Consider the following 21,849-nt stretch of genomic DNA (forward strand, 5'->3'; position numbering starts at 1 on the left):
ACCGCTCGTCCGGCAGCCTGCCCCGTCCTGCTGCCGGACTTTCGAGGGCCGCCGCCGCGTGACGTTTCCCCGGCGTCGGGGCGGCGGCGGCCCGCTCACTTTCCGACCCTGGTCCCGCCGTGGAGAACTGCCATGCTGAACATCGCGGACACCCTGCGCCGCTGGTGCCGCGAGGCACGCCCCTTCGCCCTGGCCACCGTCGTCGGCGTGCACGGCAGCGCCCCGCTGCCGGTCGGCACGTCGGTCGCGGTGGACGCGGACGGCAACGCCGTCGGCAGCATCTCCGGCGGCTGCGTCGAGGGAGCGGTCTACGAGGAGTGCCGGCAGGTGCTCCGTGACCGGGGCACTCCGCGGCGGGCCTGGTTCGGCTATTCCGACGACGACGCCTTCGCCGTCGGTCTGACCTGCGGCGGCGAACTCGACGTCTTCGTCCAGCGCATCGATCCCGCAGCCCAGCCGCACCTGTCCACGGCCCTTGCCGCGATCGCTCAAGGGCGACCGGTCGCCGTGGCACAGGTCGTGGACGGCCCGGAGCGCCTCCTCGGCTCCACGCTGAGCGTGCTCGGCGGCGGCCGTGTCGCCTACGGGAGCGTGGACGGCGGCCCGGCGGACCGGGCAGTGGCCGACCGGGCCAGGGCCCTGCTGCGGGCGGGCCGCACCGTCCGCATCGACATCGGCGGGCAGGCCGACGAATGCCCCGAACGGCTGTCCGTCCTCGTTCATGTCCATGCGTCCCCGCCGCGCCTGCTGGTCTTCGGTGCCGTCGACTTCGCCGCGGCCCTCAGCCAGGCCGGCCGTTTCCTGGGCTACCACGTCACCGTCTGCGACGCCCGCTCCGTCTTCGCCACTCCCGCCCGCTTCCCGCACGCGGACGAAGTGGTGGTCGACTGGCCCCACCGGTACCTGGAAAGCACCGAGGTGGACGAACGCACCGCCGTATGCGTCCTCACCCACGACGCCAAGTTCGACATCCCCCTGCTGCGCCTGGCACTCGACCTGCCCGTCGCCTACGTCGGGGCCATGGGCTCCCGGCGCACCCATGACGAGCGCATGCGCCGCCTGCGCGAGCAGGGCGTCACGGAGAAGCAGTTGGCCCGGCTGCGTTCCCCCATCGGCCTCGACCTCGGAGCCTCCACACCCGAGGAGACGGCCGTCTCCATCACCGCGGAGATCATCGCCCAGGCCCACCACGGCACGGGCCGGTCACTGACCCAGATCACCGGCCCGATCCACCGGCCGTCGGAATCGGCGAGCTACCGGTAGGCCGGCCTCACGAACCGACAAGGTTTCATCGTTCCTCTGCAAGCAGCCGTCAGCCTGGAAGAACCGAGGCCCTGGCGTTCTCGATGGAGTGCAGAAGGCACGGCTTGATCGGGTGTGCCGGCCGGTCAGCCCGAAAGCCCCCTCAGGGTGCGGGTGACGCCGATCAGGGCGCATTCGGCGATGTGGGGATGCTGACAGGGCTTCTTCCGTGATGCCGGTGGGCAGCCGGTGTCCGGCGAGGCGCTGACCGCTGAGTCGGCTCTGCAGCGCACGGCAGTCAGGACTCCGGCGCAGGACGTTTGGTGCGGGTCTGCGGGCGTGTCCGGGCGAGTCCGGCTTCCACGGAGGCGAGAAGCGTGAGTGTTGCGTCGAGGTGCGTGGTGTCGTGGTCGGCGGCCGCCGAGACGGCGGTGGCCCATTCGCGGCGGACGAGGGCGTAGTTGGTGCGTCCGAGTTCGGTGATGTGGACGGTCACCCCGCGGCCGTCACCGGGGTCGGTGCGTCGCTCGATGAGGTCCTTCTGTTCCAGGCCGCGCAGGACGGTGGAGAGGTTGGTGCGCTGCAGCCCGGTCGCATCCGCGATGCGGCTGGGCGGGGCGGCGGGTGTGTGCTGGAGGTAGCGCATCACCATGCCCTCCGACGGTGACAGCGGAATGGCCCGTTCGTCGGTGTAGCCGCGGAACTGGATCTCCCGGCTGACGATCAGCACGAGGTCGGCCAGTTCGGCCCACCGCTGCTCGTCGTGGGGCGCGATGGTCGGGGCCGTCCGGTGCGCATGGTCCTTCGTCACGGCACCAGAGTACGGGCTTGCCGGGAAGTGGTTATGGGCACATACTCGTTATGGGTTCATAGTTATGACTTCATAACATCAGTCCTGGAGCTGTCGTGACGACAACAACATCCTCACAGGCGGGGACGACCGCGCTCTCGCCCCGTTCCACGGCCCGCGCGGGCGGACTGCACCCCGCCGGGGTGTTCATCCTGCTGGCCGGCGCGTTCCTGCCGATCATGGACTTCTTCATCACCAACGTCGCCCTGCCCAGCATCGACGCCTCGCTGCACGCCTCCGCGTCGTCGCTGGAGCTGGTGATCGCCGGCTACGGCGTCGCGTACGCCACCCTGCTGGTCCTGGGCGGCCGACTCGGCGACCGCTACGGCCGCCGCCGCATCTTCCTCGGCGCACTCGTGGGTTTCGTCCTGGCCTCGCTGGCCTGCGGCGTCGCCCCGAGCGTGGGTGCGCTGATCGCGGCCCGCATCGTCCAGGGCGCCACCGCGGCCCTCCTCATCCCGCAGGTACTGGCGACCTTCCACCACGTCCTCGAAGGAGAACGCAAGTCCCGTGCCGTCGCCCTGTACGGGGCCACCTCAGGCATCGCCGCAGTGGTCGGACAGCTGGTGGGCGGCCTGCTGGTCGGCGCCGACGTCGCCGGCACCTCCTGGCGGCCGATCTTCCTGGTCAACGTGCCCATAGGCGTGGTCGTGTGGTTCGTGGCGGCCCGGATCGTGCCCGACACCCGCTCGCCCCACCCGGTCGGCATCGATCTCCCGGGCACCGTGCTGTTCGCCGCCACCCTGACCGCCCTGCTCGTCCCCCTCGCTGAGGGCCACTCGCTGGACTGGCCGTGGTGGACCTGGCTGCTGCTCGGCGCCGCGATCGGCCTCGGCGCCGCCACCTACGTCGTCGAGAAGCGCGCCGAGCGGCGCGGTGACGTTCCGCTGCTGCCGCCGTCCCTGCTGCGCCTGCCGTCGATGTCCCGTGGCCTGGTCATGGTGTTCGCCTTCAGCATCGGCTTCGGCGCGTTCATGTTCGTCTTCGCGCTCACCGTCCAGAACGGCCTGCACGCCGACGCCCTCCACGGCGGCCTGGCAATCCTGCCCATGGCCCTGTTCTTCTTCGCCGGTTCCCTGGTCGCACCCCGTTTCATCAGCCGCTTCGGCCGGGCCACGCTGTCGGCCGGCGCTGTCGTCCAGCTCGCCGGCCTGATCGCCCTGGTGACGGTCCTGGTCACGAACTGGCCGCACGTCAGCCTCTGGGCCACGGCCCTGCCGCTCGCCCTGGTCGGCGCCGGGCAGTCGATGCTGTTCGCCGGCCTGTTCCGCAGCGTCCTCGCCGACGTCCCCACCCACCTCGGCGGCGTCGGCAGCGGCGTACTGATCACCCTCCAGCAGAGCGGACTCGCCCTCGGCGTCGCCACCCTCGGCACCCTCTACCTGGTCCTGGAACCGCACGGCGTCCCGCACGCCTTCGCCACTGTCGAGTACGTCCAGATGGGCATCGTCGCCCTCCTCGCCGTCGGCGCCGCCGCCCTCCCGCGCCTCACCGCCGCCGAACCGGCCATGCCGGTCGCCGACGCGTGAAACCCGCCCCTTTACCAAAGGTCACCTGGAGCAGCGATCGCCTGCCAGGGCGGTTTGTTCAGCAGGCCGAGCGGGTGGCGCGCAGGATCAGTTCGGTGACGGGGGCCGGGTCGCTCACGGCGACCGCGTGGGGTGCGCGGACCCTGACGGTGTGGGCGTGGGCGCGTTCGGCCATCCACTGCTCGGCGGCCGGAGGGATGTTGCGGTCCTCGGTGGCGACGAGGCGCCAACTGGGGAGCGAAGCACCAGGCGCCGATCACGGTCCGGGCGCGCTGCGGCAGGGTGCGCCGTACCTTCATCGCCCGCGGGCCGCCGAGGAGGACGTCCCGTGGGGCGAGTACGTCGATGTGCGGGACTCCCGTGCCCCGTTCGCCGTCGGCAGGTGTTGCCCTGTGCCGCTCGCCGGTCTCTGTTTCGACGGCGCTCACTGGGCAGCGCCTCCTTTGTCTTCCGGGACAACCGGTCCCGAGGACGTGTCGAAGGCATGGGTGACCGCCGGCCGGGTGCCGGGGACGAGGAGGCGGCGTGCCCGCTCCTCGTGGCGGCGGTCGGTGAGGGTGAGCCGGTCGCTGTGCTGCGCGAGATGCTCGGCCCAGGAGGCGACGAGGTAGTTCTCGACGAAGTGCTCGGGATCCTGTCCGTCCTGGTACAGCCCCCAGGTGAGGGCTCCGGTTCGCCGCCGGGAACGTGCGACGTGACTCATGCAGTCGCTGAAGGCGGACGCCTTCCCCGGGGCTACCCGGTAGGAGACGGTGACCAGTACCGGGCCGTCGGCCGGCCCGGGCTCGAACACCAGGGGCGGGACCGGCCAGTGCTCGGACGGGGAGGGGTCGACGCCCTCCGCCCCGTACAGCGGCCAGCGACGCAGGCTGATGGCACTGACGAGCAGCAACGCGCCGCCGGCCAGGAGGGGGACGGCGAGCCCCAGCCGGTCGGCGAGGGCACCCCACAGTGGTGCCACCAGCGCCTGGCCGCCTTGGAAGACAAGGAGATAGACGGCGAGGCCACGGGCCCTGACCCAGCCCGGGAGCCGCGTCTGCATGGCCGTGTTGAGGGTGGACAGCACCCCGATCCACGCCAGACCCGCGAACAGCAGTGCCACCGTCACCAGCCACGTGATGTGCACGGTGGCCAGCACCGCCAGGACACTGGCGAAGACCAGGGCGCCGCCGCCCAGAGTGCCGTTGGCGCCGAGCAGTCGGTTGCTGTGGGGCAGTACGAAGGCTCCCGCCACCGCTCCGACGCCGACCGCGCCCAGCAGCAGCCCGTAGCCGCCGGAGCTCAGGTGCAGGGAGCGGCTCGCCACGAGCGGGAGCAGCGCCCACAGGGCGGCGCCACCCGGGATGAACAGGACCATGCGCAGCAGGACCCGCCGGATGCCGGGTGCGTACCGGACGTAGCGGCGGCCTGCGTCCAGGGCGGTCAGCAGCTTCTCGCCCGCGGGGCGCGGGACGACCGTCCGCGGCCGCCGCCAGAGCAGCAGGACGGCGGCGATACCGAGGTAGGAAGCGGCGTTGAAGGCGAAAACCCACCCCGCGCCCGCAGTCGCTACGACCACTCCGCCCACGGCCGGACCGACGGCGCGGGCCAGATTCATGTTCACGCCGCCGAGCGCGGCAGCCTGTCCCAGCTGGCGGCGTTCCACCAACTCCGGCTGGATCGCCTGCCAGGCCGGGCCCATCAAGGCGGTGCCGCATCCCAGGAGGAAGGTGAGGACGAGCAGCAGTACGGGAGTGAGAGCGTTCGCGAACGCCAGCGCGGTCAGCGCGCCGGAGACCGCGAGCATGGCCAACTGCGCGGCCAGCAGCACCCCGCGACGGTCGTAGCGGTCGGCGACCACCCCCGAGGGCAGAGCCAGGAGCACGACGGGCAGGCTGGAGGCCGTCTGGACGAGCGTCACCAGTGCCGCGTCGTGCCCGATCAGCAGCCACTGGGCACCCACCATCTGCATCCAGCTGCCGATGTTGGAGACCAACTGGGCGATCCACAGCGCCCGGAAGACACGCGCCGCGAGCGGCGCCCACGCCGATTCCGGCTTCGGGAGCTGTGTCGCTGTGAACGGCGGTGCGGTGCTCATGCTGGTCCATGCGGGGTGAGTGGGGACGTGTCGACTCCGGCGGATGTCGCGTATGCCCGGCGGCTGTTGTCGTGGCCAAGTTAGGACCGGCCCACCGGTGGCGGTTGTCCCTCGGCGCACCGGTTCTTGCCCGTCGGTGCAGCCACCGGTGGGCCGTTGTGTGGTTCAGGGCCGCGGCCGGACCCAGGTCGCGTCGGCCGTCGAGAGGCGATGGGTGGTCACGGAGATGACCGCGAGCAGCACCAGTGCCAGGCCCAGGGTGAGCACGAGATGGCCGTGCAGGACCAGTTGGGCTCCGACGAGGGCGCCGAGGAACATGGCGAGCACGGAGAGGATCCGGCGGCCGGGGCGCGGCGCCTCGCCGCCGGCCGGGGTGGAGTCCGCGGCCAGGCCCGTCAGGGTCAGGGTCAGCACGGTGGTGGTGAGGTCCGGGACGCCGAGGCGCCGGGCGACCGCGTTCTGCAGGCCCATGGCGAGCCCCAGGAACACGATCAGGGTGTACCGGACGCCGGTGCCGACCTGCCCGTCCGATACGGCGGCGACCGTCACGGCGACCGCGACCAGGATCGTCTGTACGGCCGTCGCCGTGCGCAGCAGGTGCCCGCGGTGGGTGGCGAACCGTGTGCCGAGCCTGCCCCCTGCGAGCGCACCGAGCAGGAATGCGGCCAACGACACGACGGACGCGAGCGCGGACAGGCCCTTGGCGCCCGCGAGGGCGAACCCGAGGAAGACCGCGTTGCCGGTCATGTTGGCGACGAAGACATGCCCCAGCGCCAGATAGCTCACGGCGTCGACCAGCCCGGTGACCACCGTCAGCGTCAGCATCAGGGGAGGCAGCGGGCCGTGACGTTCCTCTCCGCGCGGCACCAGGGTACGGGCCGCGTCACTCAGCAGCCTGCGCATACCGTGTCCCTTTCGTTGCGGTGGCCGGCCGGTGCAGCATCACGCGGGTGAGCAGTGCGCTCGCCGGTCCGATCACGATCGTGGCGACGGCGACCCACGCCGGCCAGGGGGTGATGCCCAGCGCGTGGTCCACGGACCACCGTCCGGGCCCGGTCAGGGCCAGTGCGGCGGAGACGACGACGAGGACGAGGGGGTATTCGTAGCCGTCGTTCTGGACCCATAGTCCCTTGGGCCGCTTGACGGTGCCCGCGACCGTCATCACGCCCATCGCGGCCATGGCGGCCAGGGGCGTGAGCAGGCCGGTCGCCAGGAACAGGCCGGCACCGATCTGACTGGCTCCCGCGGCGAGCGCGGTCAGCCGACCGCCGCGGAAGCCGTCACGGCGGAACTCCTCGGTTCCGCCCGCCAATCCGTTGCCCCCGAGCCGGAAGGTCACCTTCTGCACTCCGTGCCCGGCGATGAGCAACCCCACCACCAGCCGGAGGACCAACAGTCCAGCGTCCATCGTGTTCCTGCCTGTTCCTGCCTGTTCCTGACGTTCCTGTTCCGCGCGGGGATCAGCCGGCGGCGTGGGCGCCGATGACGGCCTGCGCGTAGACCATGCCGAGGCCGTAGGCGCCGCCGTGTTCCTTGACCACGTCGCCGACGGCGGCGTACGTCTCGGTGCGCGCCCAGTCCCGCTGGAGCTCCAGGAGCACCTGGACCCAGGTCACCGGGACCGCGCCGCCCTGCACCATGCGCTGGATCGCGTGCTCGTGGGCCTGTGGGCTGACACCGCCGGACGCGTCGGTGACCACGTAGACCTCGTAGCCCTGGGCGATGGCGGACAGCGCGGGCAGGACGACGCAGACCTCGGTCCACAGGCCGGCGATGACGAGCTTCCGGCGTCCGGTGGCCTTGACCGCCTCGACGAAGCCGAGGTCCTCCCAGGCGTTCATCGTGCTGCGGTCGATGATCTTCTGCTCGGGGAAGACGGCTGCCACTTGCGGCATGATCGGGCCGGAGAACGACTCGGCGGCCACCGTGCTCAGCACGACGGGGACGTCGAAGGCCTTGGCGGACTTGGCCAGGCCCACAGTGGAGTTGATGATCGCGGTGCGGTCGCCGCTGCCGGTGCCGAAGAACATCTGCGGCTGGTGGTCCACGAACAGCACCGCGCAGTTGTCCGGGGTGAGCAGGTCGGGGCTGGGGGCGGCGGTGACGTCGGCGATGTTGACCATGAGAGTGGAGCCCTTCTCGGTAGGCGGTGGCGCGGACTGCTGTCCGTGCCGTGGGAGGAACCGTCCAGTTCGGACGAAGCGGGTGGGGGGTGGCCCGGAAGGGGCGGCGCAAGGGCCAGGCTCCTTCCGGGAGTTCAGAGGACGAAGCAGGGATCGAAGGGCGTGCTCGCGGCATCCGGGGCGAGGCCGCGCGCGATGCGCCACTGGCGGTGCTGCTCCGACTCGGCGACGGCCTCGCCGAGCAGCTCCGCTTGACGGGCGCCGGGAAGGGGCGCGCGGCGGGACACCTGGTAGCCGCCGAAGTGCGCCACCGGGCTCCAGGCCGGGCTGACGGGAGGAAGTTCCTCGTCGAGCCCCTCGTACTCGCCGGTGGCGTAGACGATCCGGCCGCCGGTCACCGTCAGCAGCGACTCGATGTGCGCGATGTCCGGCTCGGGCACGGCGAAGTAGTCCTCGGACAGGACCGCCAGGTCCGCGTAACATCCCGGCCGGAGCACGCCCTTGACCTCGTCCTCGCCGGTCAGCGCGGCGCCGGCGCGCGTGAACATCGCCAGCGCCGTCTGCCGGTCGACGCGGTTCGTCGGCGGGCGCAGCGCCAGATCGCCGACGGTGCGGCCGCTGACGAGCCAGTGCAGGGCGACCCAGGGGTTGTAGGTGGAGACCCGGGTGGCATCGGTGCCGGCGCCCACGGTCAGGCCGCGGTCCAGCATGGCCCGGATGGGCGGGGCGTCCGCGGCGGCTCCGGGGCCGTAACGGCGGACGAACGCATCGCCCTGGAAGGACAGGCGGTTCTGCACGGACATCGCGCCGCCGAGGGCGGCGATGCGGTCGAGGCTGTCCGGGGAGACGGTCTCCGCGTGATCGAACAGCCACCGGTTCCCTGCCGGGAAGAGCCCTTCCGCGGCGAGCTTCTCGAACACCGCCAGATCGCGGCGGATGGTCTCGTCATACGTGGCGTGCAGCCGGAAACCCCACCCGTTCTCCATCAGCAGGCGCACCGCCTTCTCGAACTCCACCTCGTAGTCAGGTGTGTGTTCCGGACGCGGCTGGGCGAAGTTCTCGAAATCCGCCGCCGCCCAGGTGAGGTTCTCACCCGCGCCGTTGAGACGCAGCCATTCGTCCCCGTCCTCGGGGCGGGCCATTTCGATCCAGCGGGCGAGGTCGTCGATCTCCTGACCAGCGGTCTGCGGAAAAAGGTGATAGGCGATACGCAGTGACAACTGTCCGGCCTTGGCCAGCTCGATGACGGTGCTGTAGTTGTCGGGGAAGTTCTGGAAGCCGCCGGCGGCGTCGATCGCCGAGGTCAGTCCGAATCTGTTCAACTCCCGCAGGAAATGCCGGGTCGAGGTCTTCTTGTCCTCGCCCTCCAGTACCGGCGCCTTGGCCAGGGTCGAGTAGAGGATGAGGGCGCTGGGGGCGGCCAGCAGCATGCCGGTCGGTTCCCCGTCCCGGCCCCGCATGATCTGGCCGCCCTTGGGGTCGGGTGTGTCCCGGGTGAAGCCCGCGGCCTTGAGCGCCGCCCGGTTCAGCACGGCCGACTGGTACAGGTGCAGGACGAACACCGGGGTGTCCGGGGCGGCGGCGTTCAGTTCGGCGACGGTCGGCAGCCGGCGTTCGGCGAACTGCTCGGCCGACCACCCGCCCACCACCCGCACCCACTGGCCCTTCGGGGTACGAGCGGCCTGCTCACGCAGCATCGCCAGACCCTGACGCAGGCTGCGCACGCCGTCCCAGCGCAGCTCCAGTACGTAGTTGAGACCCCCGCGAATCACGTGCAGATGGGCGTCGTTGAGGCCGGGGATCACCCGTCGCCCGAGCGCGTCGACCACCTTCGTGGCCACGCCGACGTGGGGAGCCACGTCCTTGTCGTCACCGGCGACCGTGATGACGCCGTCGTGGACGGCGAGCGCCTCCGCATGCGGGCGGGCCGGGTCCCCGGTGTGGATCTTCGCGTTGCGGACGATCAGGTCCGCGGCATCGTCGACGGCACGCGGAACCAGTCCGCCGACAGGCATGGGTGACATCTCTTGAAACCCCCTCCGGGGAAACGACTTCGATTCAAGTCATGGCCGCCGGCGGCGGAATTCGGTGATTCCGTAGTGCCCGAATTCCCTTTTGCTCGAATCGAAACGAGTGAATTCCATCGAAACTCGTCGTGCCCTGAGAACGAGGGCAGGCCCTGTGGATGAGGGGCCGCGGTTGCACGGTCATCACCATAGACACGCCGACGTGCCCATCATGTCCTGTCAGTGCACAGGACTTGGCCCAACAGTGCACCGGCTCATCCATGTTCTCCATGTCATTCGAAAGGCCCGAAGGAAACTGTGCACGGTGAGGACAGTGGCGGTGCACCCACGGGCAATTGCCGCGCGGCCCCGCGGTTTAGCGTGGCGAACAGCGGCTCCGGGACGTCCTTCGTGGGTTCCTGGCCGTCTTGCCGGAAGGGCCGGCGCCCCCACGAACAATTCAGGAGATTCCCATGTCCGACACCGTCAAGCCGGTTCAGCCGGTGCTGGAGCCCGCGGCAGCGGCGTTCGCGGAGGCCACCGCCAATCCGCCGTATCTGTTCGACCTGTCGCCGGCGGAAGGGCGCAAGGCCGTCGACGAGGTGCAGTCCGGGGAGATCGGGAAGCCCGCGGTCGACGAGGAGTGGATCACCGTCTCGGGCGGTCCGACGGGCAGCGTACGGGCCCGCATCGTCAAGCCCGCGGGCGCCGAGGGGACCCTGCCGGTGATCCTCTACATCCACGGCGCGGGCTGGGTCTTCGGCAACGCCCACACCCATGACCGCCTGGTGCGTGAACTCGCCGTCGGCGCGGGCGCCGCCGTGGTCTTCCCCGAGTACGACCTGTCGCCCGAGGCCCGCTACCCGGTCGCCATCGAGCAGAACTACGCGGTCGCCCAGTGGGTCGTCCAGCAGGGCGCCTCCAAGGGCCTGGACGGTACGCGGCTGGCCGTGGCCGGGGACTCCGTCGGCGGCAACATGACCGCCGCGCTGACCCTGATGGCCAAGGAGCGCGGCGACGTCCCCCTGACCCATCAGGTGCTGTTCTACCCGGTCACCGACGCGAGCTTCGACACCGGTTCGTACCACCAGTTCGCCACCGGCTACTTCCTGCGCCGTGACGGCATGCAGTGGTTCTGGGACCAGTACACGACCGACGAGGCCGAGCGCTCCCAGATCACCGCCTCGCCGCTGCGCGCCAGCACCGAGCAGCTCACCGGCCTGCCCCCGGCCCTGGTCATCACCGGCGAGGCCGACGTGCTGCGGGATGAGGGCGAGGCGTACGCCAACAAGCTGCGCGAGGCGGGCGTCCCGGTCACCGCGGTCCGCTTCCAGGGCATCATCCACGACTTCGTGATGCTCAACGCCCTGCGCGAAACCCACGCCGCCGAGGCCGCCATCACGCTGGCCACCGGCACCCTGCACGCCGCCCTTCACTCCGCCTGAACCCAAGAGGGAACCCTGACATGACTACCTCCACTCCCACCGTCGTCCTCGTCCACGGCGCCTTCGCCGACGCGGCCAGCTGGTCCGGGGTCATCGCCGAGCTGCAAAGTCACGGCATCCCGGTGATCGCCCCGCCCAACCCGCTGCGCGGCCTCGCCGCCGACGCCGCGTACATCGCATCCGTGGCCGCCCAGATCGACGGCCCGGTCATCCTGGTCGGACACTCCTACGGCGGCGCGCTCATCACCGTGGCCGGCACCACCGAGAACGTCGTCGGGCTCGTCTACGTCGCCGCCTACGTCCTCGAAGAGGGCGAGAGCCTCGGCGAACTGCAGGGTCGCTTCCCCGCCTCTCCGCTGGTGAGCAACCTCAAGCAGTGGACGTACCCCGTCGAGGGCGGTGACCCCGCGGTCGAGGTCACCATCGCCGCCGACGCCTTCCCGTCCGTCTTCGCCGCCGACGTGCCCGCCGACGTCACCAAGGTCCTGGCCGTGGCCCAACGGCCGCTGGCCGCCGGGGCGTTCGAGGAGACCGCCGCCGCGGCCGCGTGGAAGACCAAGCCGTCCTGGGCCCTGGTCGCCGGCGCGGACGAGGCGATCAACCCGGAGGTCGAGCGGTTCGGCGCCAAGCGCGCCGGGGCGACCGTCGTCGAGATCGCGGGGGCGTCGCACGCGGTCGCCGTCTCCCAGCCGAAGGAGGTCGCCGACCTGATCCGCGACGCGGTGCGGGCGACGAGCTGACCAGGGGAAACCAGCTGCGCGGACGAACTCGTTTCGTCCGCGCAGCTGTGTTTCCAGGCCGAAGCGGAGTTCCAGCGACGTGGCGCTCCTGCTGTTCGCCGGGGTCCCGGCCCGGCATGGTGCCGCCGGATCCCCCGTGCCGTCGTCCGGACGGGTCCCTCGCTTTGTGCGCTGGCGAGCATCGCCGCATGCACTCCTGGGCAACGAGGCCGCCGCGCGGGTACGTAGCGTCGTTGCTGCAACAGAGCCCAGTTCGCAGGAGGCGGATCATGACCACCAGTTCCCAGCACGTGAGCAGCCAGCCGCGGCTGCATCAGAAGGGCGAGATCATCCAGGAGTTCGGGACCGTCAAACAGTTCCCCCTCGGTCTGTCCTACGAAGCCCGCATGTACTCCTGCCAGCGGCTCAACAAAGTCCTGGCCGACACGCAGATCCTCTACGGCCTCTACAAGAAGCACCACTGGCTGATGCGCGGCGCGACCTTCTACCAACTGCACCTGGTGCTGGACAAGCACGCGGGAGAACAGCTCGAGCTCGTCGACGCCCTCGCCGAACGGGTCCAGACCCTGGGCGGTGTCGCGGTGGGGGACCCCCGGCACGTCGCCGAGATCACCTCGATCCCGCGCCCGCCGGACGGTGTGGAGGAGGTGCCGGCCATGCTGTCGCGGTTGCTGGAGGCCCACGAGACCATCCTGACCGAGGCCCACGACGCGGCGGCACGTACAGGGGAGTTGGGCGACGACGGCACCAACGACCTGCTGGTCTCACAGGTGATCCGGGCCGGCGAACTCCAGGCGTGGTTCCTGGCCGAGCACCTGGTGGAAACCCCTCTGGTCCGCGCCTGAACGCGCAGAAAGTGCCTTCCCGCTGTGATGACAGAGACCTTCGACAAGCCTCATCTTCCCAACTTGGAAGGATCTGTTGGGTGGCCGCGGTCTGGATGTCCTTGAGCTGGGCGAGGGTGAACCGAGGGCTCTTGGCAGTGTCGCCGGTGTAGTCCGACGGGAAGATGATGACGGGCCCGATGTTGGGGTCGTCGAAGGAGTCGATCGCACCGTTGTAGGACGCCAGGGCCTTCCGCTGCTCCCACTGCTGCTCGGTCCCGCTGGCGACGGACTGCACTTCGGAGGAGGACAGTGCCCGGTTGTAGACGCGGAAATCTCGCATCCGGCCTTTGAAGTACAGGTCGTTGGCGTACAGCGAACGGCTGAGGTAGTCCGCGGTCGTCGTTCCGCCGCCGATCGCGCCAGGGGTGATCGTCACGTTGGTTTTGCGGGCCTGCTCCACGCCGTTCTCGTTCAGGATGCCGGTGGTGCCCGTCTGGGTGTACGTCACGTGCTTCCACATGCCGCGCGCCAGCTGGTACGACGTGTTCGACGGAGTGATGTCCTGCTTGGCGGTGTGGTCGGTCATCGAGACCGAGGTGCGGAACGTGTTCCCGGTGGTGAACAGGTAGCCGTTGCCGTTGCTGCCGCTGGTGTTTCCGAAGCCGTAGAAGAAGTACGGCTTCCCCATGGCCGGGTCGATCCACAGGTCGAAGTCGACGGTGATCGAACTGAGCCCGGCCATGAGGTTGTCGGGGGCTTTGACGTAGGTGTTGGTGCCGTTGAAGCCCAGCCCGGTCGCGCCCTTCCAGTCGGCGGCGCCGTTGACGGTGCCGTCGCGCTCGTTGCCGGAGGAGTCGTGGGCGACCGTGCCGGAGGTCTCGTCCAGCTTGTAGCGCAACAGCAGGCCGTCGGTGACGTCTGCCTGCGTCGGCCCGGCGGCCATCAGCGTCCCCCCGCCGACCAGCGCCAGCGAGACGGCGGCGATCAGACCGGCCGACATCCGTCGTCGTCTCCAAGCCACCGCCCGCCGACGGCAGGAACATGAGTCGACCATCGAGAGCCGGCAGCTGACGAGTCGAGGTCAGCGGCCGAGTTCGCGGTAGCGGCTGGGGGTGGTGCCGTAGGTGGAGGTGAAGGCTCGGCTGAAGACCGCCAGGTTGGTGAATCCGTGACGGGCCGCGATGTCGGTCAGCGAGCGGTGGGCGTTACGTGGCGAGAGCAACGCCTGTCGGCAGGATTCCAGACGGCGGGTTCTGATCGCGGTGGCCACCGTGGTGTCGAAACGGGCGAAGACCCGGTGGAGCGTGCGGGTGGAGATGTAGAAGGTGTTCGCGATCTGCAGGGGGGACAGGCTCGGGTCGTCGAGGTGAGCGTTGATGTGGTGCAGTACAGCGGTGTACAGCTGACGTGCCTGGCCATCGGGGTCCTCCGGCTCGACCTCCTCGAGCGCGGCTGTGATCGCCAGTTCGGCGATTTCGTCGGCGAGCCGGATCGCGCCCGCGGAGGACACCTCGCAGCCGGGGTCCAGCAGATTCGACAGGACCGGTGACAACAGCCGTCCCAGCGCCGAATCCGCGCGCACCGCCGTCGCGGTCAGCGCTTGCGATCCCGACTCCGCCAGTGGAATGGACCCGCGCGGCCAGGTGTACACGCACAGCTTCCAGTCAGGGCTCAGGTTCCAGGTGAACGGCCGGGAGGTTTCGTAGAGGGCGAAATCTCCCGGTCTCAGCGCGCAGGTCCGCCCGTCCTGGGAGAGAAGTCCCTCGCCCGCGACCGGCATGCCGATTTGCAGAAGGTCACAGGGGCGGCGGGCGGTCAGGCGGGGGGTGCGCTCGAAGGTCTGCGAGGTGGCGGCGACATCTGCGGCCATCAGGTGCGCCAGCTGCCGGGTGTACACCGACCCGGAGAACCGGGTCGGGTCGGCGGGCGTGATGTCGAGCGCGACGAAGGTGTCGCGGATCATCTCGATCCAGGTATCGACCGCGGTGGTCTGAGCCGTCGCCGAGGCACAGTCCGGGGCATCAGGCCGATCGGCGGGTGCGGGTCGCAACGGCATCGACGGCCCCTCCTCTCGGAGTGAACTTCCACCCCCACGAGACGGACAATGGCATGTGTTGCGGCCGTACGATACGCCGCCGCACTCCTCGCGGAAACCCACCGTCCCACGAGTCACAGCACCGTTCCGGGACTGGCAGTTGAGACCCAGCGGGACCACGGTGTTCGGCCCACGGCAGGCCGACCACCACGATGGCGCTGACGGTCAAGCCGGCTGTCTCTGGGTGACAAGCACGACGCCGCAGCGACTCGTACGGTCGTGGTTACTCGCAGAACCCCCTGAGGGACGCTCCGAGTCCCGTTTCGACATGCGGTTTCTTCCTACGCGTCAACGAGTCCTGACATCCAGGAGGATTGGTATGGAGCTTCCCTCGCCGAGGGCCGTCGAGGACCTGGCGGACGAGTTGCGGCTCGGCGTTCCCACGAACGAACTGGCCGTGTACCACGCGGCGGCAACGGGCTTGCTCGGCTCCTGGGCGGTCGTCGACGAGCTGTATGACCGCGAGGCGGCGCCGACCGCCCCGGTGCGTAAGTGGTCCGAGCCGGCCGACAACCCCCTCGGCGCGTGGTACGTGACCACCGAGTTGCGCGAACGCACCGATGGCCCGTTGGGCGGTCGCCGTGTCGCGATCAAGGACAACGTCGCGGTTGCCGGCGTGCCCATGATGAACGGGTCGGAGACTCTTCGCGGCTTCGTCCCGAGCGTGGACGCGACCGTGGTGACGCGCCTTCTCCAGGCAGGCGGGACCATCGCCGGCAAGGCGGTGTGTGAGGACCTCTGTTTCTCCGGGGCCTCGCACACCTCCAGGACCGGCCCGGTCCGCAATCCCTGGGATCGTGACCGCACGTCCGGCGGCTCGTCCAGCGGCAGCGCTGCCCTGGTCGCCTCAGGTGAGGTGGACCTCGCGCTCGGTGGCGACCAGGGCGGGTCGATCCGTATCCCGGCCGCTTTCTGCGGTGTCGTCGGCTTCAAGCCCACCTTCGGCCTGGTGCCGTACACCGGGGCGTTCCCCATCGAGCAGTCGCTGGACCACCTGGGCCCGATCGCGCCGACCGTCGCCGATGCTGCCGCGATGCTGACGGTGATCGCGGGTGCGGACGGCAAGGACCCCCGTCAGCCCGCCGGCGTCGCCGGTCAGGACTATCTCGCCGGGCTGCGGAACCTGGGACGTGGCCTGCGCATCGGTGTCGTCACCGAGGGATTCGACCAGGCCAACTCCGACCCCGCTGTCAACGCGGCCGTCAGGCGGGCCGTCGAAAAGCTGACGGCAGCGGGCCACGTCGCTGAAGAGGTGTCCATTCCGTGGCACAAGCACGGCGCTGCGCTCTGGGATGTCATCTCTGTCGAGGGCGCGACCTGGCAGATGGTGCAGGGCAACGCCTACGGCATGAACTGGAAGGGTTCCTACGACCCGGCGCAGATCGCGTTCTTCGGCGAGCGGTGGCGCCGCGATCCATCGGCGTTCTCCGAGACGGTCAAGCTGGTCGCGCTCGGCGGCACCTACGCGCTCCGCAACGGCTACGGCGCCGGCTACGCCAAGGCGCGAAACCTCGAAGGCGTCCTGGCCGCCGCCTACGACAGCGTGCTCGACACCCATGACGTACTGGTCATGCCGACGCTGCCCATCACCGCGAGCCTCATCCCGCCTGCGGACGCTCCTGTCGAGGAGGTCCTCGGACGGGCCCTGGAAATGGTCTCCAACACCGCACCGCTCGACGTGACGGGTCACCCCGCATGCACCATCCCGGCCGGCCTGGCCGATGGCCTGCCGGTCGGGCTGATGGTCATCGGCAAGCGGTTCGACGACGCCGACGTGCTGCGCGCAGCCCACGCCTTCGAGCAGACGCTCGGAACGCTCACCGCCCCCGACAGGAAGAAGGAGTTCACCGCATGAACGGTGTGTTCGACCTCGCCGGCACCGATGGTGTCGGAGCGGTCATCGTCCCCGACGAGGAGCCGGTCTTCCGCGCGGCATGGGAGAAGGCCGTCTTCCCGATGTTCGCCATGTGCTTCCGCGCAGGCTTCTTCGGCGTCGACCAGTTCCGTCACGGCATCGAGCTGATCGATCCGGCCGTCTACCTGAAGTCGCCCTACTACGAGCACTGGGTCCACACCGTCGAGCACTTCGGTGAGAAGCTCGGCAAGCTCGACACGGCCGAACTCGACCGCCGCACCGAGCACTACCTCGCGAACCCGGATGCTCCGCTTCCGGAGCACGCCGACGACCCCGCGCTGCTCGCCTTCGTCGAGGCCGTGGTTCCGGCCGGCGCGCCGGCCAAGCGGCCCTCGGACAAGCCAGCCCGTTTCAAGGTCGGCGACATCGTCCGAGTCGACCGCTCGGCTCCCAAGGGCCACACCCGCCGTGCCCGCTACATCCGTGGCGCGATCGGCGAGGTAGTGCTCCACCACGGGCCGATGATCTATCCCGACACCGCCGGGAACGGGCTCGGCGAGAACCCGGAGCACGTCTACACGCTCCGGTTCACCAACGAAGAACTGTGGGGCGCCGAGCACGCCGAGCCCAACGGCTCGGTCTGCTTCGACGTCTGGGACCCCTACATCGAACTCGTCACCCCCGTGTCCGCCGGCACCGAAGGAGCAGTCGCGTGAGCGCGAAGATCCGGACCCAGGAGGAGATCGCCGCTCGGGTCAAGGCACTTGAGTCCATGTTGATCGAGCAGGGCATCATGACCACCCGGGCCATCGACCGCATGGTCGAGATCTACGAGCACGAGGTCGGCCCGCAACTGGGCGCGCGGGTCGTCGCCAAGGCCTGGAGCGATCCGGAGTTCAGGGCCCGCCTCGTCGAGGACGCCTCCGAGGCCTGCAAGGAGCTCGGCATCGGCGGCCTGCAGGGTGAGGACATGGTCGTGGTGGAGAACACCGACACCGTCCACAACATCATCGTCTGCACGCTCTGCTCCTGCTACCCGTGGCCGGTGCTCGGCCTCCCGCCCAACTGGTACAAGGACCCGCAGTACCGTGCCGCCATCACCCGTGAGCCGCGCAAGGTGCTCAGCGACTCCTTCGACTTCACCGTGCCCGAGGACGTCGAGGTGCGCGTATGGGACTCCAGCAGCGAGATGCGCTACTGGGTTCTGCCGCAGCGCCCCGCCGGCACGGACGGCTGGACCGAGGAGCAACTCGCCGAGCTGGTCACCCGGGACTCGATGATCGGCGTCGGTCCCGTCGCCACGGCCGCGTCATGACCGGCGCGGACACCTTCCCGGGCCCGTACGCCTCCCCGGAGGCGCTCGGCGAGTCCCGGCGCCAGGTCGAGGAGCTCGTCTGCGGTCTGCCGGGCGCCGACCCGAGCCGGATGGGCTTCCAGTTCCCGTGGGAGATCCGTGCCTTCGCCATGGCGGTCGCGGCCCACCAGGCGCTGGCGTTCGACTGGGCGCAGTTCCAGGGCGCGCTCATCGCCTCCATCCAGGACTGGGAGAACAGCGACATCCAGACCGGCGAGGTTCCGTGGTCGTACTACGAGCACTGGCTCGCCGCGCTCGAGACCGTCATGGCCACCCAGTGCGCCCTGGCGCCGGACGCGCTCGACGAGAACGTCCGGCGAGTCCTCGCCGAGCCGCCGAACCGTAACCACCACAAGGCCCGCACCGAGCCCATAGCAATCGATCCGGCCCGTGGCCGGCCGGGGCACGGCGCGTGAACGCACCGGCCGCCCCGGCGCCGTCGATGCCGACGCGTGCCGGCCCGCGGATCCGCATGTGCCGGGGCTGCTGTTGCGGCACCACCCGTAAACATCCCGACGTGGATCACGAAGGCATCGCCGAGATCCTCACCCACCACAGCGGTCCCGACACCGCGTTGGTGCGCACCGAGTGCCTGTGGGCATGCGAGCTCTCCAACGTGGTCGTCGTCAACCCGTCCACCGAAGCACGGCACGCGGGAACCAGGCCCGCCTGGATCACCCAGGTGAACACCGTCGAACGTGCCGAGGCACTGGCCGCCTGGCTGCGTGACGGCGGCCCCGGAATCGCCGAGCCGCCGCCGGAGCTCGGTCGCATTCGCACCGGGGCGGAGATCGCACGCACCGGCACCTCCCCTTGGTGACGGCACCATCGCCCGACCTCACAGAAGGAACCGCTCATGGAATCCGCAATCGACACGCACCTGAAGTGCCCGCGCACGCTGTCACGGCGGGTGTCCGACGACTACGCGCCGCCGTTCCCGATGTTCGTCGCCCGCGGCGACAAGGCGTTGCGGCAGGCCGTGATGGGCTACTTCGGTGTCCAGTACGCCGAGGAGGGCAGGCGTCCGCAGGCTCTGGCCACGCTGCGGCACCTCGTCGACAGCTTCGGCCTCGCTGACGGCCCGGTGCGCCACGACCTGACGCACCACGTCGACGACCAGGACCACCACAACCTGATGGCTGTCGGCTACTGGGCCGACCCGGCCGCGTACTGCCGCTGGCTGCGCTCGGAGGAGGTCAGGAGTTGGTGGGCCTCCGAGGAGCGTCTCAGCGAGGGCCTCGGCCACTTCCGCGAGATCGTGGCTCCGCGCGTGGAACAGTTCGAGACCCTGTACGCCTTCACCGAGGACTTCCCGGGCATCGGCGGCGTCATGGGTGAGTGCAGTGGCGAGATCGAGGAGCACGGCTACTGGGGCTCGATGCGTGACCGCATCCCCCTCTCGCAGACCGACTGGCTCAAGGCCGACGGCGAGCTCACCGTCGTCTCCGGTGACCCTGCCAAGGGCGGCCGCGTGATCGTCCGCGGCCACGACAACATCGCGCTCATCCGCTCCGGCCAGGACTGGATGGCAGCAGGAGAGGACGAGCGCGCCCTCTACCTCGACGAGATCCTGCCCGGTCTTCAGGACGGCATGGACTTCCTGCGCGACAACGGCGACACGCTCGGCTGCTACAGCAATCGTTTCGTGCGCAGCATCGACATCGACGGCAACGAGCTAGACGAGAGCTACGACATCGGCCACTGGCGGTCGCTCGACCTGCTCGAGCGGTGGGCCGAATCGCACCCGACGCACCTGCGGATCTTCGTCACCTTCTTCCGTGTGGTGACCGGTCTGGAGAAGCTCCGGCTCTACCACGAGGTCTCGGTCTCCGACGGCAAGGACCAGATGTTCGAGTACATCAACTGCCACCCGCGCACCGGGATGATGCGCGACGCCGTGGTTCCGGCGCAAGCGCTGACAACCATCAGACGAATGTCAAGGAGCGAACGAGATGGCCGACATCGACGTCTCCGTAATTCGAGAGGGCATCGCGCCGCCGTCGACCCTCACACGGCGGCGTGAGGACATGTGGCGGACCGCAGGACTCCTGGCCGTGATTTTGGCCCTCCATGTCGTCGGGTTCGGAATCCTCGCGGCATTGGTGATGCCGCGTCACTTCCAGGTCGGCTCACAGGCGTTCAGTCTGGGCCTGGGCATCACCGCCTACACCCTGGGGATGCGACACGCCTTCGACGCGGACCACATCGCGGCGATCGACAACACCACCCGCAAACTGATGTCGGACGGCAAGCGACCCGTCTCGGTGGGATTCTGGTTCGCGCTGGGCCACTCCACGATCGTGATCCTCCTGGCAGCAGGCATCGCTGCCGGAGTGAGGTTCACGACCACGCTGACCGACGACGGCGGCACCGCGCGCCATGATCTGGGCATCGTCTCCACCCTCGCATCAGGCGGATTCCTCTACCTCATTGCGGCAATGAACCTCGTTGCACTGTTCGGAATCCGGGGCGCCTTCCGACAGATGCGGGCGGGGGAATTCGACGAGAACGAACTCGAGAAGCACCTGGACAGTCGCGGATTCATGAACAGGATCCTCGGTCGGCTGACCCGTTCCATACGGCGTCCTGGCCAGATGTACTTCGTCGGGTGTCTGTTCGGCGTCGGATTCGACACCGCCACCGAGGTCAGCCTGATGGTGATGGCCGGATCCGGTGCCGCCGCGGGCCTTCCTTGGTATGCCGTCGTGTGCCTTCCGCTGCTTTTCGCCGCCGGCATGAGCCTGTTCGACACGCTGGACGGAACGTTCATGAACTTCGCCTACCAGTGGGCGTTCTCCAACCCGATCCGTAAGGTGTACTACAACCTCAGTATCACCGGTCTCTCTGTCGCCGTCGCCTTTCTCATCGGCAGCGTCGAACTCATCGGCCTCATACACGAACAGGGCAACCTGACTGATCCGGTCACCGGCTGGATCTCCGGAATCAGCCTCAACAACGTGGGCTTCGTCATCGTCGCGTTGTTCGTCGCAGCATGGGCGATCGCCGTCGGCTACTGGCGGATCGCAAAGGTCGACCAGCGCCGGCCCCTGGCCGGTCAGCGGTAGGTGTTGTTGCTGGTGTGCTCGCCCGCGAGCCAGGAGGCGAGCTCGGCGTGGGCGGTGCGCCGGCGTTCGGCGTCGCTCTCGTTGATGCCGGGCGCGTCCAGGGTGAACTCGAGGAGCAGGCCGTTGGGGTCGCTGGTGTAGAGGGAACGGCAGTAGCCGTGCTCCAGCACATACGTCTCGTCGGGCCGCCAGCCGGCCTTCTCCAGCCGTTCGGCGATCGCGCTCTGCACCTCCTCGGTGACCTTGAGCGCGATGTGCTGGAACGGTGAGTGCGGCATCTCGGGGCCGAACTGCTTCTGGTCCTCGGGGTCGGCGAACTGGAAGAAGGCGAGGGCGCTGCCGTCGCCGAGGCCGTAGAAGGTGTGGCAGTACGTGCGGACCGCGCCGAAGAGTTCGTCGGACTCCTTCCAGGTGGCGACGAGGGGCAGGCCGATGAGGTCCTCGTAGAAGGCCCGGGTCGCCTCCTGGTCGCGGGTGACGTAGGCGTTGTGGTGCAGCCGTGACGGCAGGGCCGCAGTGCTGGACGCGACGGAGGGCGCGGGGGAAGCCTGGGTCATCGTCGACTCTCCTTTGAGGTTCCATGACCAGCCGGACGACATCGCGACGGACATCTGTCCGCCAGACGGTCGCTGCTCGCTACC

At 69.5% G+C, this 21,849-nt stretch carries 20 protein-coding genes and 1 pseudogene; 12 read left to right on the plus strand and 9 right to left on the minus strand.

Annotation, left to right across the window (positions count from 1 at the left end):
- Positions 1 to 132: 132 nt before the first annotated feature.
- Positions 133 to 1,263 (plus strand): XdhC family protein, encoded by a 1,131-nt coding sequence (locus tag ACZ5SK_RS27870; protein WP_334576528.1) that lies wholly within the window; start codon positions 133 to 135, stop codon positions 1,261 to 1,263.
- 277 nt (positions 1,264 to 1,540) lie between these two features.
- Here the strand turns inward: ACZ5SK_RS27870 and ACZ5SK_RS27875 are convergent, their stop codons facing one another.
- Positions 1,541 to 2,053 (minus strand): MarR family winged helix-turn-helix transcriptional regulator, encoded by a 513-nt coding sequence (locus ACZ5SK_RS27875; RefSeq protein ID WP_457494438.1) that lies wholly within the window; start codon positions 2,051 to 2,053, stop codon positions 1,541 to 1,543.
- 95 nt (positions 2,054 to 2,148) lie between these two features.
- Between ACZ5SK_RS27875 and ACZ5SK_RS27880 the strand changes: the two genes are divergently transcribed.
- Entirely contained in the window at positions 2,149 to 3,621 is a 1,473-nt protein-coding gene (locus tag ACZ5SK_RS27880) for an MFS transporter (RefSeq protein WP_334576524.1), read from the plus strand.
- Positions 3,622 to 4,045: 424 nt separating this feature from the next.
- On the opposite strand, the gene ACZ5SK_RS27885 is transcribed toward ACZ5SK_RS27880, so the two are convergent.
- The 5 genes from ACZ5SK_RS27885 to ACZ5SK_RS27905 form a co-directional block, all read right to left on the minus strand.
- Positions 4,046 to 5,698: an MFS transporter gene (locus ACZ5SK_RS27885; protein WP_457494439.1), complete on the minus strand. Its 1,653-nt coding sequence runs from the start codon at positions 5,696 to 5,698 to the stop codon at positions 4,046 to 4,048.
- A 165-nt stretch (positions 5,699 to 5,863) separates the two neighbouring features.
- Positions 5,864 to 6,601 (minus strand): YoaK family protein, encoded by a 738-nt coding sequence (locus tag ACZ5SK_RS27890; RefSeq protein WP_361705657.1) that lies wholly within the window; start codon positions 6,599 to 6,601, stop codon positions 5,864 to 5,866.
- Positions 6,582 to 7,106, minus strand: coding sequence for a DoxX family protein (locus ACZ5SK_RS27895; RefSeq protein ID WP_457494441.1), 525 nt, complete (start codon positions 7,104 to 7,106; stop codon positions 6,582 to 6,584). The genes ACZ5SK_RS27890 and ACZ5SK_RS27895 overlap by 20 nt, the downstream gene beginning before the upstream one ends.
- Positions 7,107 to 7,158: 52 nt before the next feature.
- The gene (locus ACZ5SK_RS27900; protein WP_468157458.1) at positions 7,159 to 7,821 is read right to left on the minus strand and encodes a hydrolase; all 663 of its coding nucleotides are present in this window, start codon (positions 7,819 to 7,821) and stop codon (positions 7,159 to 7,161) included.
- A gap of 134 nt (positions 7,822 to 7,955) precedes the next feature.
- Positions 7,956 to 9,845 (minus strand): amidohydrolase, encoded by a 1,890-nt coding sequence (locus tag ACZ5SK_RS27905; protein ID WP_457494443.1) that lies wholly within the window; start codon positions 9,843 to 9,845, stop codon positions 7,956 to 7,958.
- Positions 9,846 to 10,300: 455 nt separating this feature from the next.
- Between ACZ5SK_RS27905 and ACZ5SK_RS27910 the strand changes: the two genes are divergently transcribed.
- The 3 genes from ACZ5SK_RS27910 (at position 10,301) to ACZ5SK_RS27920 (ending at position 12,857) form a co-directional block, all read left to right on the plus strand.
- On the plus strand, positions 10,301 to 11,272 hold the full coding sequence (locus ACZ5SK_RS27910) for an alpha/beta hydrolase (RefSeq protein WP_334576512.1): 972 nt from the start codon (positions 10,301 to 10,303) through the stop codon (positions 11,270 to 11,272).
- A 20-nt stretch (positions 11,273 to 11,292) separates the two neighbouring features.
- Positions 11,293 to 12,012, plus strand: a complete 720-nt coding sequence (locus ACZ5SK_RS27915; RefSeq protein ID WP_334576510.1) for an alpha/beta fold hydrolase — start codon at positions 11,293 to 11,295, stop codon at positions 12,010 to 12,012.
- A gap of 269 nt (positions 12,013 to 12,281) precedes the next feature.
- The gene (locus tag ACZ5SK_RS27920) at positions 12,282 to 12,857 is read left to right on the plus strand and encodes a Dps family protein (protein ID WP_468157456.1); all 576 of its coding nucleotides are present in this window, start codon (positions 12,282 to 12,284) and stop codon (positions 12,855 to 12,857) included.
- A 331-nt stretch (positions 12,858 to 13,188) separates the two neighbouring features.
- Here the strand turns inward: ACZ5SK_RS27920 and ACZ5SK_RS27925 are convergent.
- Positions 13,189 to 13,893 (minus strand): annotated as a pseudogene (locus ACZ5SK_RS27925) (LamG-like jellyroll fold domain-containing protein); the annotation flags it as partial.
- Positions 13,894 to 13,920: 27 nt separating this feature from the next.
- Entirely contained in the window at positions 13,921 to 14,895 is a 975-nt protein-coding gene (locus tag ACZ5SK_RS27930; protein WP_334576507.1) for an AraC-like ligand-binding domain-containing protein, read from the minus strand.
- A gap of 358 nt (positions 14,896 to 15,253) precedes the next feature.
- On the opposite strand from ACZ5SK_RS27930, the gene ACZ5SK_RS27935 reads away from it, so the two are divergent.
- The 7 genes from ACZ5SK_RS27935 to nicT all read left to right on the plus strand — a co-directional run bounded on the left by ACZ5SK_RS27935 (position 15,254) and on the right by nicT (position 21,208).
- Entirely contained in the window at positions 15,254 to 16,789 is a 1,536-nt protein-coding gene (locus ACZ5SK_RS27935; RefSeq protein ID WP_334576505.1) for an amidase, read from the plus strand.
- Entirely contained in the window at positions 16,786 to 17,505 is a 720-nt protein-coding gene (gene nthB, locus ACZ5SK_RS27940; RefSeq protein WP_361705669.1) for a nitrile hydratase subunit beta, read from the plus strand. The genes ACZ5SK_RS27935 and nthB overlap by 4 nt, the downstream gene beginning before the upstream one ends.
- Positions 17,502 to 18,104 (plus strand): nitrile hydratase subunit alpha, encoded by a 603-nt coding sequence (nthA, locus tag ACZ5SK_RS27945; RefSeq protein ID WP_334576502.1) that lies wholly within the window; start codon positions 17,502 to 17,504, stop codon positions 18,102 to 18,104. The genes nthB and nthA overlap by 4 nt, the downstream gene beginning before the upstream one ends.
- Positions 18,101 to 18,559, plus strand: coding sequence for a nitrile hydratase accessory protein (locus tag ACZ5SK_RS27950; protein ID WP_334576500.1), 459 nt, complete (start codon positions 18,101 to 18,103; stop codon positions 18,557 to 18,559). The genes nthA and ACZ5SK_RS27950 overlap by 4 nt, the downstream gene beginning before the upstream one ends.
- Before the next feature lie 101 nt (positions 18,560 to 18,660).
- Positions 18,661 to 18,963: a (2Fe-2S) ferredoxin domain-containing protein gene (locus ACZ5SK_RS27955; RefSeq protein WP_361705675.1), complete on the plus strand. Its 303-nt coding sequence runs from the start codon at positions 18,661 to 18,663 to the stop codon at positions 18,961 to 18,963.
- Between the two features lie 36 nt (positions 18,964 to 18,999).
- Positions 19,000 to 20,166 (plus strand): aliphatic aldoxime dehydratase, encoded by a 1,167-nt coding sequence (oxdA, locus tag ACZ5SK_RS27960; protein ID WP_334576496.1) that lies wholly within the window; start codon positions 19,000 to 19,002, stop codon positions 20,164 to 20,166.
- On the plus strand, positions 20,096 to 21,208 hold the full coding sequence (nicT, locus tag ACZ5SK_RS27965) for a Nickel transporter NicT (protein ID WP_334576494.1): 1,113 nt from the start codon (positions 20,096 to 20,098) through the stop codon (positions 21,206 to 21,208). Before oxdA ends, nicT begins: the two co-directional genes overlap by 71 nt.
- Here the strand turns inward: nicT and ACZ5SK_RS27970 are convergent.
- A complete protein-coding gene (locus ACZ5SK_RS27970) occupies positions 21,199 to 21,765 on the minus strand; it encodes a VOC family protein (protein WP_334576492.1) in 567 nt (188 codons plus the stop codon). The genes nicT and ACZ5SK_RS27970 overlap by 10 nt on opposite strands.
- Between the last annotated feature and the right edge of the window lie 84 nt (positions 21,766 to 21,849).

This window comes from Streptomyces sp. NPDC031474 (genome assembly GCF_055581185.1).